General features: G+C 55.8%; 13 protein-coding genes. 5 read left to right on the top strand and 8 right to left on the bottom strand.

Annotation, left to right across the window (positions count from 1 at the left end):
• The first annotated feature begins 4 nt into the window (after positions 1-4).
• Positions 5-1,348, top strand: a complete 1,344-nt coding sequence (locus tag RT340_RS03685; protein ID WP_211729721.1) for an amidase — start codon at positions 5-7, stop codon at positions 1,346-1,348.
• Between the two features lie 26 nt (positions 1,349-1,374).
• Here the strand turns inward: RT340_RS03685 and RT340_RS03680 are convergent, their stop codons facing one another.
• From RT340_RS03680 to RT340_RS03665, 4 genes are all read right to left on the bottom strand, one after another.
• Entirely contained in the window at positions 1,375-1,782 is a 408-nt protein-coding gene (locus tag RT340_RS03680; protein ID WP_045833270.1) for a DUF2000 family protein, read from the bottom strand.
• A gap of 34 nt (positions 1,783-1,816) precedes the next feature.
• A complete protein-coding gene (locus RT340_RS03675; RefSeq protein ID WP_160834379.1) occupies positions 1,817-2,674 on the bottom strand; it encodes an AraC family transcriptional regulator in 858 nt (285 codons plus the stop codon).
• Positions 2,675-2,702: 28 nt separating this feature from the next.
• Positions 2,703-3,989 carry an SLC13 family permease gene (locus RT340_RS03670; RefSeq protein ID WP_211729733.1) on the bottom strand — a complete coding sequence of 429 codons (1,287 nt, stop codon included), beginning with the start codon at positions 3,987-3,989 and terminating at the stop codon, positions 2,703-2,705.
• Positions 3,990-4,091: 102 nt separating this feature from the next.
• On the bottom strand, positions 4,092-4,991 hold the full coding sequence (locus RT340_RS03665; RefSeq protein ID WP_058960286.1) for a LysR substrate-binding domain-containing protein: 900 nt from the start codon (positions 4,989-4,991) through the stop codon (positions 4,092-4,094).
• A gap of 98 nt (positions 4,992-5,089) precedes the next feature.
• On the opposite strand from RT340_RS03665, the gene RT340_RS03660 reads away from it, so the two are divergent.
• Positions 5,090-5,860, top strand: a complete 771-nt coding sequence (locus tag RT340_RS03660) for a 2OG-Fe(II) oxygenase (protein ID WP_313374163.1) — start codon at positions 5,090-5,092, stop codon at positions 5,858-5,860.
• Here the strand turns inward: RT340_RS03660 and RT340_RS03655 are convergent.
• Both RT340_RS03655 and RT340_RS03650 read right to left on the bottom strand, forming a co-directional pair.
• Positions 5,845-6,933: a DUF2817 domain-containing protein gene (locus tag RT340_RS03655; RefSeq protein ID WP_313374161.1), complete on the bottom strand. Its 1,089-nt coding sequence runs from the start codon at positions 6,931-6,933 to the stop codon at positions 5,845-5,847. The genes RT340_RS03660 and RT340_RS03655 overlap by 16 nt on opposite strands.
• Positions 6,934-6,957: 24 nt before the next feature.
• Positions 6,958-7,728: a transporter substrate-binding domain-containing protein gene (locus tag RT340_RS03650; protein ID WP_313374159.1), complete on the bottom strand. Its 771-nt coding sequence runs from the start codon at positions 7,726-7,728 to the stop codon at positions 6,958-6,960.
• Positions 7,729-7,979: 251 nt separating this feature from the next.
• On the opposite strand from RT340_RS03650, the gene RT340_RS03645 reads away from it, so the two are divergent.
• Genes RT340_RS03645 through RT340_RS03635 form a run of 3 tightly spaced genes read left to right on the top strand, consistent with a single transcriptional unit; the run spans position 7,980 to position 10,815 of the window.
• Positions 7,980-8,741, top strand: a complete 762-nt coding sequence (locus RT340_RS03645; protein ID WP_313374157.1) for an alpha/beta hydrolase — start codon at positions 7,980-7,982, stop codon at positions 8,739-8,741.
• Between the two features lie 26 nt (positions 8,742-8,767).
• The gene (locus tag RT340_RS03640; protein WP_313374155.1) at positions 8,768-9,442 is read left to right on the top strand and encodes a heavy metal response regulator transcription factor; all 675 of its coding nucleotides are present in this window, start codon (positions 8,768-8,770) and stop codon (positions 9,440-9,442) included.
• Positions 9,439-10,815 (top strand): heavy metal sensor histidine kinase, encoded by a 1,377-nt coding sequence (locus RT340_RS03635; protein ID WP_313374153.1) that lies wholly within the window; start codon positions 9,439-9,441, stop codon positions 10,813-10,815. The genes RT340_RS03640 and RT340_RS03635 overlap by 4 nt, the downstream gene beginning before the upstream one ends.
• Before the next feature lie 64 nt (positions 10,816-10,879).
• Here the strand turns inward: RT340_RS03635 and RT340_RS03630 are convergent, their stop codons facing one another.
• Both RT340_RS03630 and RT340_RS03625 read right to left on the bottom strand, forming a co-directional pair.
• The gene (locus tag RT340_RS03630; RefSeq protein WP_045833255.1) at positions 10,880-11,533 is read right to left on the bottom strand and encodes an oxygen-insensitive NAD(P)H-dependent nitroreductase NfsB; all 654 of its coding nucleotides are present in this window, start codon (positions 11,531-11,533) and stop codon (positions 10,880-10,882) included.
• Between the two features lie 87 nt (positions 11,534-11,620).
• Entirely contained in the window at positions 11,621-12,622 is a 1,002-nt protein-coding gene (locus RT340_RS03625; RefSeq protein WP_313374150.1) for a zinc-binding alcohol dehydrogenase family protein, read from the bottom strand.
• Positions 12,623-12,657: the final 35 nt, after the last annotated feature.

Genomic DNA, 12,657 nt, shown 5'->3' with positions numbered 1-12,657 from the left:
CCGGATGCAATACGCTGATTATCTCACCGCGTCGCTGAGCGACTTATCCCTGGCACTGCAACGCGGTGATGTTACCGCGCGCCAGCTGACCGACTTCGCACTGCAGCGCATAAGTGAGGCAGACCAGCCGCGCTACAACGCCATCACCTGGCTGTTTGCGTATAAAGCGCGTGCGGCAGCAGAACGGAGTGATACACGCCGTCAACGCGGTGAGGCGTTGGGTCAGCTGGACGGCATCCCGGTGCTGATTAAAGACAATATTGAAGTACAAGGCTGGCCCACCAGCGCGGGTTCGGTGATGTTGCGTGACGTCATCGCCCAAACCGATGCCCCGCTGGTCACCACACTGCGCCACCAGGGCGCGGTTATTATCGGTAAAACCGCGATGCATGAACTGGCGGCGGGTATTACCGGCGCCTCCTCGCTGACGGGCTTCACCCACAATGCCTGGCGGGAAGGACGTTCACCGGGCGGATCGAGCAGCGGCTCAGCAGTTGCCGTTGCCGCCGGTTATGTGCCGCTCGCCATTGGCAGTGACACAGCAGGTTCGGTGCGTATTCCCGCCGCGTTTAATGGTCTGTTTGGCTTACGCATGACGCGAGGTGCACTTAGCACATCTGGAATTGTGCCGCTGTCACCGACGCAGGATATCCCCGGCCCGCTGGTGCGCAGCGCGGCCGATCTGCGCATCGCCTGCGAAGTGCTCAGCGGCAAGACGTTTGCTACGGAGGGAGAAGCATTACGGGTCGGCATCTGGCAGGAAGGATTTGCCGCTGATGAAGATGAGATTAACCAGGCGGTGCAGGCTGCCGTGGCCGGGTTCGCACCCGCGACACTGTGCTGGCCAGAATTAGAGACGTTAGCGGCTGATGCCAATATCATCGGTTATGAATTTTCTGAAGCGCTGGCGAAGTATTTAGCCGATAAGCCGCAGGCGCAGTTCTATACCCTGCCGGATATCGCTGCATCCGGGCTGTATCATCCTCAGCTCGAAACCGTGTTTAAGACCCGCGCGGTACATCCTGGCACGGCCAGCGAAGGTTATGCACGGGTGCAGCAGCGCCAACATGATCTTTACCAGCAGTTGGTGGCGATGTTCGACCAGCACAACATTAACCTGCTGGCCTACCCGGTGGTGCGCCGTGCGCCAGTCAAACACGGCGAGATGCAGGAAGGCAGCAATGCGCTGGTTTCCGCAGTGACTGGCGCGCCTGCTATCTCTATTCCCGCTGGCCTGAGCGACGACGGGTTGCCGATTGGCGTCGAATTGCTGGCGCTGCGTGGCCGGGAAGACTTGTTGCTGCGCGCAGCTGAAGCCATCGAGCTGCGCATATCGCTGAATAAATGAAAGCGTCGCCGCAGGGGCGACCGCGTTTATCCGTGCAGTGACAGCCCTTTAATCGCCTTATCCACTGCTTTCTTTGGCCCACGAATCGCGATGCCGACCAGGTTCAGGTTGTCGGCATCTTCAGCCATGAATACCTCGCGGTTGGCGGCATCATGTCCGGTGGCGAACATCGCTTCCACATACGGGATCACCGTCAACTCCCGTTCCAAACCCTGGCGATGAGCCCGTTGTAATCCCGTAACATCACCCGCAAACACCAGCATCGGCTGGCCTGCCATATTGCCGTATTGACGCCCCTTCGCATCCACGTAAGGTTCGCCCATCATGTCAGGCGCGGCAGAAGCAATGCCGGTGGCGAGAAAGGCCACCACATTCAGGCGCTGCCAGGTGGCTAAATCATCACGAACAATCAGGGCGATTTTGGTATCAAACATCTGTCACTACTCTCCGATGGGGTCTAAAACAGTATCATCTAAGAGTCGCGGGGGTGGGATATAGAACGTTTGTGCACTGTCGTTGATAGGAGGCCGGTGTCATGCGGTAGGCGCGTTGGAACCAACGCCCTAAATGGCTCTGATCGGCAAAACCAACCTGAGCGGCAACCTGCACCGGCTCAATGCCCTGCGCCAGCAGCACACGTGCGCTGCGCAACCTCAGCCGTACCAGGTAGGCATGCGGTGACTGACCAAACGCCTGCTTAAACTGACGCGTCAGCTTAAAGCGATCAATGCCCGCCAGCCGTGACAACTCATCCAGCCCTATATCCTGCGCCATAAAATCGTGCAGATAGTCGCGTAATAGCTGCATGTGCTGCATCGCTGCACCTGATTGCGCATTGGGTTTGATTTCAAGATGGCGGGAAAGCATCGTCATCAGATGATCGAGGCTTTGGTCGCGCGCCAGTCGCCCTTCACTGTGATGCACTGAAAACCACGCCTGCTGGATGGCACTGGCCAGCAGCGCATCATCATTTAGCGTGTGGCGAAACGCCCCTTCAATATTGGAGACATCCCCCAGACCGCGTCGCTGCATCATCTCTGCCACCCAACGCTGCGGCAGATAGAGCATGGTGTAGGTGAAACCCTCTTCGTTAGGGGCGTGGCCGTCATGCACCGCGCCCGGCTCAATCAAAATGGCGCGGCCCGGTGTGCTGGTGTGCAATGCACGATGGCAGTTGAAACGTTGTAAGCCCTGCTGCGTCACGCCCACCAATAATTCGTCGTGATCGTGCGGATCGTAGGCGTGTCCGCGAAAATGCGCGTTGACGCTTTCGATACCGGTTTCGTCATCGCGACGAAAATCGACCCAATCATTATTGGCTGACATAACGGCGTGCTCAGGCAGTGAGGGAAAGTCAGGCATAGCCTAGCAGCCTGAACCAGAGATAATCCAGTGGTAACAGCAACAGCACGCTGAAGATAAACACCAGCACGCACAGTTGCAGGCCCGCTTTGGCAGGCACATTACCCAGCCCCATCGCCACCACCACTGGCGAAGCCTGATAAGGCAACAGCGGCGTCGCGTAGGCAAACACCTGCATCATGACGACGCTCATCAGAGAAAAGCCGGATGCGGTTGCCAGCTCTTGCGCGATCGGCGTCACCATCGCTGGCACGCCGTTGGCAGTCAGCACAAAGTTGAGCAGCGAGACCAGCGAGTTAAGCACCGCGAAATTACCAAACGAAGCGTGATCCTGCAGTGGCAACACGCTAAGCAGCAGATCAGCGATGAGACGACCCAGCCCTGAATCCACTATCACTGTGGCCACGCCGAGAATACCGGCAATATAGATACAGGTGCGGAAATTAACCCCGCTGGCGAAATCATCACTTGAGAGAAAGCCGATGCGCGGCAGCAGGCAAATACACGCCGCCGCCAGACCAATCCATGCGGCGGGCAAGCCGTGCAGGCTATCGGTCATCCACAGCAATAGAGTGATAGCCAACAGGCCCATCAACCGCCATTCGCTGCGGCTGAGCGGCTCAAGTTGATCGCGATGGCGCACGGGCTGAGGTTGCGCGCGGAACAGGAACAGAATAGCGGCTGCGAGTATCATTCCCTTGCCAATCCCCACCACCGGCATATGAAGCAGCCACCAGGGCAGCCACTGGAGATGGATATGATAGGCGTTTTCCGCAGCTCCGCTAAGCACCAGATTGGGCACATTAGCCGGCAAGATGCTGGCGGAGAGCTGGAATGTGCCAAAACCCACCGCCAGCGCCAGACCAATGTTGCCACGGCTCCCGGCTTTAATTCCGGCCCGCTCACCTAGCGCCAGCACAACAGGCATTAGCAGTGCGATGCGCCCCATATTGGAAGGCATCACCAATGCCAGCAGATAGGTCAGCACCAGGGTGCCAACGACCATGCGCGGCCAGCTCTGACTGAACGGCACCACCAGATAGTTAGCCCAGCGCTGTGCAAGCCCGACTTTGCGGATCGCCGCACCGAGCACAAAACCGCTCAATACCAGCCAGAAGGCTGAAGAGGCAAATCCGCTGAAGATGGTGCTGGTCGGGGCGATGTTAAGCAGCGTGGCGGCGGCAAAAAACAGCAGCGCGGTGAGATATTCCGGCAGGCGTGCACTTGCCCACAGCAAAATGGTGATGGCTATGACCAACGTGGTAAGCCAGAAATGCATATCTAAAGTCACTGACTGAACTCCCTGTCTACGATCCGTCGCACAAAGCGAATAAGCATAGTGCAATCCACGATTTGCAATGCTGAGTCAGTTAACAGTTTGTTAAATTGCCAGCTGTCCGAGCCAGTTTATTAACGCTTCACTGCCCGGCTGGCTGCGCGAACGCTGCGGCCAGGCAAGAAAATAGGGTTTACTTAATGGCAGGCTTAACGCATCAACCATAACTAAATCGCCTCGTGCCAGCTCTGCAGCGATAAGCCTTTTCTGCCCTAATAACAAACCCGCGCCTGCCACCGCAGCATCGATCGCCAATGAGGTGAGATTAAAACTTAACGCGGGCTGTGATGCGGGTTCCGCCATCCCTTTGGCCAGATACCAACTTCGCCAGTCCGGCAGAAAGCGCCCTTCGTTGCCCCAATCAAGATGGATCAATGGAGCCTGTTGCAACACGTTTTCTAATGGAAACTGCTGCAACAGCCTGGGGCTCACCACGGGCACCACCTCATCCAAAAACAGACGCTGCTTATCAAGCTGGGGATAGCGATCCTCACCAAAGCAAATGACAAAGTCAGCTGGTGTGGCATTAAAATCCACCTGCGCATGGGTGCCGTGTAGCGATAAATCAATGTCGGGACAGTGAACGCGCCACTGCGCAATATTAGGCAGCAACCACTTCGAGGCCAGTGCGGGCAGTGAATAGAGCGTGAGCTTGGGCATCGCCGCCACATGACGCAGGTTTTGCTGCCCAAGATGCAAAATATCAAAGGCTTCCGTCACATAGCGCAAATACTCTTTGCCGGTTTCAGTCAGCATCACGCCACTTTGCGTACGCACAAACAGCGCACTGCCCAACTGTTCCTCTAGCTGCCGGATCTGCTGACTCACCGCCGCAGGCGTCAGCGCCAGTTGCGCGGCGGCTTTTGCCAGACTACCTAACTCCGCCGCCACCTTAAATGACTGGATTACGCTGATTTTCGGTAAACGTGGTGACTGTGCGGGCATTAAAGTTTCCTTAGCAGGGCATTAAATTTATATCGTTACGCACTAACATATCAGTGAGTTACTGTGATAACACACCTGTCACAATGAGAACTGTTGCTATGTCTGCATTGATTCGTTTCGATTTGCATCCACTGGCCGACGCCGACTGGCGACGTGAATGCCGTGAACAGCTCAACCAGCATGGCGCGCTGGTCCTGCGTCAGTTTTTACAACCCGACGCGCTGCAAAGCATCATCGCCGAAGGAAACGCTCAGCGCCATCTGGCCTATCACACCCTCAGCAAGCATAACGTCTATCTGATGAAAAAAGACGAGGCGTATGACGCTGACCATCCGCGCAATCGTGATGTGATCAGTACCAAAGGCTGTATTACCGACGACGTGATTGCCGCCGAATCGCCGCTGCGCCAGCTGTATAACGACGAACTGTTTAAAAATTTCCTGTGCGACGTGCTGGGCGAAACCGCGCTCTATCCTTATGCCGATCCGCTCTCGTCCATCAATCTGCATTACGCGCCCGATGGTCAGGAACTCGGCTGGCACTTCGATAACTCCTCCTTCGCCATCACCCTGCTGGTACAGAAACCCCGCGCCGGCGGCATATTCCAGTATGTGAAGGATTTGCGCGATGCCGATGCGGGAGAGATGAATTTCGAAGGCGTTGCCGCGGTGCTGGATCAGCGCCAGCCGGTCGATGCGCTGGCGATTGAAGCGGGTGACTTAGTGCTGTTCCGTGGTCGCAACTCAATGCATCGTGTGACGCCAACCGAAGGCGACATCACACGCATGCTGGCAGTCCTGGCGTACAACACACAGCCTGGCATCGCCCTGTCGGAAACGGCGCGCATGACTTTTTATGGTCGGTTGTGATCGGCGTTTAACAAACCCTGCCAGCCGCGTACAAAAATCTGCTGGGTCCGAAAAGCCACCAGATCGCGCCAGTCGCGGTCTGCTGGCCAGAAACCTTCCACCAGCTCACGCTTTAAGGCGCGCCCTGATTCACTAGCCGGTTCACCTTGCAGATGCAACCAATGATCGTCACGCACGCGACGATGCATCTCTTCGCCGGGATAGGTTCCGCACTCCACCACCAGTGGCAAGATATGCGTCTGCGGCAGTGATTCCAGCAGGAACTGTGACAGATAACCCGTTGCGGTTGCGGTCACTCCGGTGACACTGTCACGACCTGCGCCGGTAAACAGTAACGTTAACCACTCGCTATACAGTGATTTTCCCCACTGATGTGCAGCGACCTGCTGCTCAGCAATCGAGAGCAACATTGGATGCCCCCATGCTCCGGCTCCCGTATGCAGATCGAAGCTCAGGATGGTTTTTGCCTGCGATAAATGGTCGGCGATGATGGTTTGCATGGTGCGATAAGACCAGCTCGGTTGCTTTCCACCGTAGAAGAAACCGTCAGCGAATTGGTATTGCCCGGCTTCCACCACCCGTTTTACCGCCAGCCAGCCTGCGCCGTTAAGGGTTTTAACTAACAGCTCATCAGCTTGTGTCCGATCGCCGTGGTAAATCCCGTGCCATGACGGGTATTCCGGATTGGCGGGGGCTGGCTGAGTAAAATCGATAAAATTGCGATTAAGATCGATGTTGTCTTCGTTGACGCGCCGCAAATGGGCTGCTCCCCAGGGATTCAACAGGTGCAGCAGCACAATCGCGGTGTCATCGGGCAAAGCAGTCAGACTGAAGCGATTGAGCCACTCAATCTGGCTGTCCGATCCGTAGTAGCCCTCCACCCCATGCGTGCCCGAGATGATCATCATCAACTTGCTGGCACCGGGGTCGCCAATGACGGCGACATCGGTATAAAGCGTTTCACCTTGTGGGCCCGGCAGCGGATGCGGGTATGAAGTCAAAGCGCCGTGTTGGCGCTCGACTGCCGCAACAAAACGGGCACGTTGGGACGAGTAATGCGGCAAATCTGACATGCTGTTTCCTGTAAATAAGGGCGCTTACGGATAAACCTTAAACTTGAAGTATTTTTTCGCCAGCTGATCGTAAGTGCCATTGTTGTGCAGTTCGGCCAGCGCATCATTGATCAGTTTCAGATGCACGGTATCGCCCTTACGCAGGCCAATTCCCACACCGTTGCCCAGCAGCTCTTTATCCACCAGCGTCGCTTTGATGACGTAATCTTTGCCTTCCGGCGTATTCAGGAAACCCTGATCCGCTGACACCGCATTCGCCAGAGTGCCATTCAGTCGCCCCGCGACCAGATCGGGATAGATCTCCATCTGGTTAGGATAGGAAACCACATTGACACCCTGTGCCGCCCATTTTGCTTTGGCGTAGGTTTCCTGAATGGTGCCCTGCGCCACGCCGATGTTCTTACCGCGCAGCGTGCTGATATCTTCGGTCAGGGTGCTGCTTTTTGGCGTCAGCAACGCACTCGGCGTGATATACAGCATGTTGCTGAAATCCACCTGCTCACGGCGTTTCTCCGTCATCGACATCGCCGACAGAATCGCATCAAACTTTTTAGCCTGCAGTGCCGGAATACTGCCATCAAAGCCGATCTGCACCCACTGGCATTTGACTTTTGCCTGCGCACAAATGGCGTTGCCCAAATCGATATCAAATCCTTTAAGTGAGCCATCACTGGCCTTAGATTCAAACGGTGGGAAAGTGGGATCAACACCAAAACGCAACGTCTGCTCAGCAAACGATAAGGTGCTGAAAGCGCCCAGTGAAAGCAGTAACGCGAAGGACAAACTCTTTTTCATTGTTATCTCCAGCAGGCAGGTAAATTCACAACGGCATGGAGATTTAATAACATGACGGAAACATTACCACCATTAAAATAATGGATTTATGTAGAGTGAATTCTTATATTGATTAATAGGTTAGAGGAATTTCACACCCCATTAAAAATTACTTAATACCCCCTGTCATTCTTTTGTCATAACTCGCTCACCCTGCTGTCAGCGCCGCTTTCATATCCTGTGCCCGAACCTTCCTTATCTGGAGCACAAACATGAAACTGAAAAAACTGACGTTAGCAGCGGGCATTTTATTGGCGATGGTAGGCGGCGCGGCGCAAGCCAAAGCGCAGCCGGTTAAGAATATTGTGTTAGTACACGGTGCTTTTGTGGGTGGCGCAGGCTGGCGTCCGGTGTATGACCGCCTGACGCACGATGGCTATAAAGTGACGCTGGTGCAGGAGCCGCTGACCGGTTTCCCGGAAGATGTCACGGCGACACGCCGCATCATCGATCAGCAGAATGGACCGGTGATTCTGGTCGGCCACAGTTATGGTGGCGCGATCATCACCGAAGCCGGAAATGACAGCAAGGTGGTGGGTCTGGTGTATATCGCCGCGCACGCGCTGGATAACGGCGAAACCGAAGCCATCAACGGTAAAAAATTCCCCAACAGCGCGCATCCGTTTGCCAAATCGACTGATGGCTACCTGACCATCGCGCCAGAAAATTACCACAGCGATTTCGCCGCCGACTTACCGGCTGCACAGGCGGATTTTGAAGCGCATGCGCAGATGCCAACCAACGCCGCTGTGTTCACCGCCAACATTCCGGACCCGGCATGGAAGACCAAGCCTAGCTGGTACATGGTGGCGAAAGCTGACAAAATCATTAACCCTGATCTGGAGCGGATGTACGCCAATCGCGCGCATAGCCACACGGTTGAAGTCGCGGGCGCCAGCCATTCGGTGTATGAATCTCATCCTGATGATGTGGCGAAACTGATTGAACAGGCCGCTCAGCAGGCGCAGCCCTAACCCACTTATCCCGCTCGGAGATGCGCATGAAAATTTTGGTGATTGAAGATGAAGCCAAAGCGCGCAATTACATGCGCAAAGGATTGATGGAAGCGGGATTCATCGTGGATGTGGCCGAGAATGGGCAAGATGGTTTGTTCTATGCGCAGGAGCACCATTACGATCTGATCTTACTTGATGTGATGATGCCCGGCATGAGCGGCTGGGAAGTCATGGCCGCGCTGGATAAACAGATCCAGACGCCGGTGATTTTCCTCACGGCTAAAGGCACGTTGGAAGATCGCATCAAAGGATTGGAACTGGGCGCGGATGATTACCTGGTGAAGCCCTTCTCGTTTGCCGAACTACTGGCACGCGTCCGCACGCAACTGCGGCGCGGCGGTCAGCAAAAACTTCCTGATATGCTGACCCTGGCCGACCTGCAACTCGATATTCTTAAACGTCGGGTGGAGCGCGCGGGGCAACGCATCGACCTCACCAACAAAGAGTTCAACCTGCTGCATCTGTTTATGCTGCATCCCGGTGAGGTGCTTACGCGCACGGTGATCGCCTCCCGCGTATGGGACATGAATTTTGATAGCGATACCAACGTGGTGGATGTGGCGGTGAAGCGCCTGCGTCAGAAGATCGATGGTCCCTTTGCCCAGCCGCTGATTCATACCGTGCACGGCGTCGGATATCGCTGCGAAGCTGAAACATGAAAAAACTCTCGCTTGCCACTCGCTTATCACTACTGCTCAGCACCGCAGTGATTGTGATTTTTGCCCTGAGCGGCTTTGCGCTGTATCAGTCCCTGGCGAAGCAGATTGGCGTGCGTGATGACGCGGCTTTACTGACGCGCATTGATCAGATTCGTACGCTGCTACGCGATGAAGACGCCATTACGCTGATTCAGCAAAAACCGCGCCTGTTTGCCAATATGCTGGGCAATACAGAATCCTTGTTAGTGCTGCGCTTTCCAGGTCAACCGCCGCTGATTGTGGTCAATCCCGGCGCACGGCCGATGCCCGACATCACGCCCGTGCCCGCAGATCAGCCACTCAGTCTGACCTCAGTGCATCACCAGCAGGCAGAGGACGGCACGCCTTTTATTTCCGCCGCTGCATTAGCGCCGACGCGCGATGGTAATGGGCAAATTGAGATCATCACCGGCCGCCTGATGAGCGATCGTACCCAAACTCTCAACAGCTATTGCGATCAGATCATTGTATCGACCGCACTGGCTGCGCTGCTGGTCGCGGCACTCAGTCTCTGGCTGGTGCGACGCGGCTTATCGCCATTGCGTCGGCTGGCAGCGGAAACTGATGCCATAGACGTGCGGCGTTTATCGCACCGTATCCAGTTCAGCGATGCTCCGACAGAGCTACAACCGCTGGTCGCTGCCTTCAACCAGATGCTCAGTCGTCTGGAAATGGGCTATCAACAGCTCAGCCAGGTTTCCGCCGATATGGCGCACGACCTGCGCACGCCGATTGGCACCTTGATCGGTCAGACCGAGGTGGCGCTGAGCCAGCCGCGCAGCGTGGGTGATTACCAGGCACTGCTGGGCTCCAACTACGAGGAACTGGAGAGATTGGCGAAAATGATCGATAACATGCTTTTCCTCGCCAAAGCGGAAGACGCCAGTCAGGCAATGGATTGGCAGATAATCGATTTGGCACAGCTCGGCGAGAAATTACAGGACTATTTTGATGGCATGGCCGAAGAGCACGCCATGCAGTTGGAGATGCGCCTGCAGGGAGAGTTACGCGCCGATCCGCAGCTGCTGCAACGCGCACTGGCGAATCTGATGGCAAATGCCTTGCGCTATGGCGATCGCGAATCAACCATTCGGGTGTTAAGTGCGGTGCGCGATCAGGGGATCGAATTGGTGGTGGAGAATGACGGTGCGCCACTCAGTGTCGAGCAGCAGGCAAGAATGTTTGATCGCTTCTGGCGCGCCGATGCATCACGCCATCAAAGCAGCAGCGGGCTGGGGTTGTCGATTGTACGCATCATGCGTTTGCATCACGGTAGCTGTGTGGTGAGCAGTGAGAACGGGGTGAACCGGTTTAGTTTGCTGTTTCCGCGATGAAACGTGTCGCGGCGCGATTCATCGCGCGGGGTTAAAACCACGCAAAAAATTGCGCCGCAACCGCTTAAATAAAGGTGAAAATCTCTTCACGCGGCAAACGTGATTTTGGCAATGCCGCATTGAAATCTTCGTCGCTGCGATAGCCCAACGATACCAGTACCACGCTGGTAAAGCCTTTCTCACGCAGGCCTAACGCCTGATCCAGCGCTCGCTGATCAAAACCTTCCATCGGCGTCGCATCAATCCCTAACATCGCGGCACCTAGCAGCAGACCACCGAGCGCCAGGTAAACCTGTTTCTCCATCCACTGCGGGATATCACGCTGCTCGTAACGGTGCATATCGACATAGCCACGACGGCTCTTATCCTGACCGGCTTTACCTTCTGGTTTGGCAAAACGCCCATCCTGCTCTTCCTGCGCCAGCACATTTTGCAGATGCGCGTCATCCAGATCGGTGCGCATGCACAGCGCGATCACATGGGAAGCATTCAGTACTTTCGGGCCGTTATAAACAAAGGCGCCGGTAGTGGATTGCGCGATCTGCTCACGACCTTCTGGCGTGGAAGCCACCACAAAATGCCACGGCTGAGAGTTGACGGATGACGGGCTGTTACGCAGCACGTTCAGCAGCGTTTCGATCTCTTCCTGCGGCAAACTTTTACCACTGGCGAAGGCTTTTACAGTGTGGCGACGAGCCACTGCGTCATTAAGTGTCATGGCAATCTCCTGAATCGATTATTTTAAAAGTGCCGTTACCTTAACCGCCGCGTTGACGCAGCGGTTAACGAATTGTGTTTCAAAGGGTTAAAAGCCGCTGAGCACGATCTTGCCGCGGGCGCGACCGCTTTCGATCAGCGCATGGGCTTTACGCAGATTGGCCGCATTAATAGTGCCGTGATGTTCGCCTGCCGTGGTTTGCAGCGTCTGGTCATCAATCAGCTGGCTTACGCGCTCTAAAATATCGTGCTGACGCTGCATATCGCGGGTCTGGAACAGTGAGCGGGTGAACATCAGCTCCCAGTGCAGCGAGATGGCTTTGCGCTTCAGAGGCACCACGTCCAGCGTTTCAGGATCATCGATCAGCGCCAGTTTGCCTTGCGGGGCCAGCACATCCACCAGCTGGGTGTAATAGCTGTCGGTGTGCGTCAATGAAGCCACATAGCGCACCTGCGGGTGACCAATGGCCGCCAGTTGTTCGCCCAGCGGCTGCTGGTGATTCACCACATGATGCGCGCCCAGTGAGCGCACCCAATCCGCGGTTTCGGGCCGCGATGCGGTACCAATCACCGTGAGGTTAGTCAGCTTGCGCGCCAGCTGCGTCAGGATCGATCCCACACCGCCGCCTGCTCCGATAATCAACAGTGCAGCATTGTCATCCGCCTTTACTTCCAGACGATCAAACAGCAGTTCCCATGCGGTGAGTGATGTTAGCGGCAATGCAGCGGCATCGGCATCATTCAGGGTGCGGGGTTTATGTCCGGCAATGCGTTCATCCACCAACCCATATTCGGCATAACTGCCCGCGCGGGTGATATCTCCGGCGTAAAACACCTCATCGCCCGGCTGGAACAGCGTGACCTCCTCACCCACCGCTTCCACCACGCCGACCGCATCCCAACCGAGAATGCGCGGTTTATCGGTGGGCGCACCGTTACGCACTTTGGTATCCACCGGGTTCACGGCAATCGCGTGGATCTTTACCAGCAAATCGCGCGCACCTGGCTGCGGTTGGGCAACATCCAGCTCGTACAACGCATTTTCATCGGAAATCGGTAAACCGTTTTGGCTATAAACAATCGCTTTCATCAAGCCGTTCCTCAATTCATCAGGGTGTTAGGTAA

The organism is Pantoea sp. CTOTU50773, from assembly GCF_032082325.1.
In the GTDB taxonomy this organism is placed as follows: Bacteria; Pseudomonadota; Gammaproteobacteria; order Enterobacterales; family Enterobacteriaceae; genus Pantoea; species Pantoea communis.
This window is presented reverse-complemented; position numbering and strand designations above follow the sequence as displayed.

What these genes read in the sequence shown, in the direction of transcription:
- RT340_RS03685 (WP_211729721.1), top strand. Translation starts at nt 5, where the DNA reads ATGCAATACGCTGATTATCTCACCGCGTCGCTGAGCGACTTATCCCTG.
- RT340_RS03680 (WP_045833270.1), bottom strand. Translation starts at nt 1,782, where the DNA reads ATGTTTGATACCAAAATCGCCCTGATTGTTCGTGATGATTTAGCCACC.
- RT340_RS03675 (WP_160834379.1), bottom strand. Translation starts at nt 2,674, where the DNA reads ATGTCAGCCAATAATGATTGGGTCGATTTTCGTCGCGATGACGAAACC.
- RT340_RS03670 (WP_211729733.1), bottom strand. Translation starts at nt 3,989, where the DNA reads ATGCATTTCTGGCTTACCACGTTGGTCATAGCCATCACCATTTTGCTG.
- RT340_RS03665 (WP_058960286.1), bottom strand. Translation starts at nt 4,991, where the DNA reads ATGCCCGCACAGTCACCACGTTTACCGAAAATCAGCGTAATCCAGTCA.
- RT340_RS03660 (WP_313374163.1), top strand. Translation starts at nt 5,090, where the DNA reads ATGTCTGCATTGATTCGTTTCGATTTGCATCCACTGGCCGACGCCGAC.
- RT340_RS03655 (WP_313374161.1), bottom strand. Translation starts at nt 6,933, where the DNA reads ATGTCAGATTTGCCGCATTACTCGTCCCAACGTGCCCGTTTTGTTGCG.
- RT340_RS03650 (WP_313374159.1), bottom strand. Translation starts at nt 7,728, where the DNA reads ATGAAAAAGAGTTTGTCCTTCGCGTTACTGCTTTCACTGGGCGCTTTC.
- RT340_RS03645 (WP_313374157.1), top strand. Translation starts at nt 7,980, where the DNA reads ATGAAACTGAAAAAACTGACGTTAGCAGCGGGCATTTTATTGGCGATG.
- RT340_RS03640 (WP_313374155.1), top strand. Translation starts at nt 8,768, where the DNA reads ATGAAAATTTTGGTGATTGAAGATGAAGCCAAAGCGCGCAATTACATG.
- RT340_RS03635 (WP_313374153.1), top strand. Translation starts at nt 9,439, where the DNA reads ATGAAAAAACTCTCGCTTGCCACTCGCTTATCACTACTGCTCAGCACC.
- RT340_RS03630 (WP_045833255.1), bottom strand. Translation starts at nt 11,533, where the DNA reads ATGACACTTAATGACGCAGTGGCTCGTCGCCACACTGTAAAAGCCTTC.
- RT340_RS03625 (WP_313374150.1), bottom strand. Translation starts at nt 12,622, where the DNA reads ATGAAAGCGATTGTTTATAGCCAAAACGGTTTACCGATTTCCGATGAA.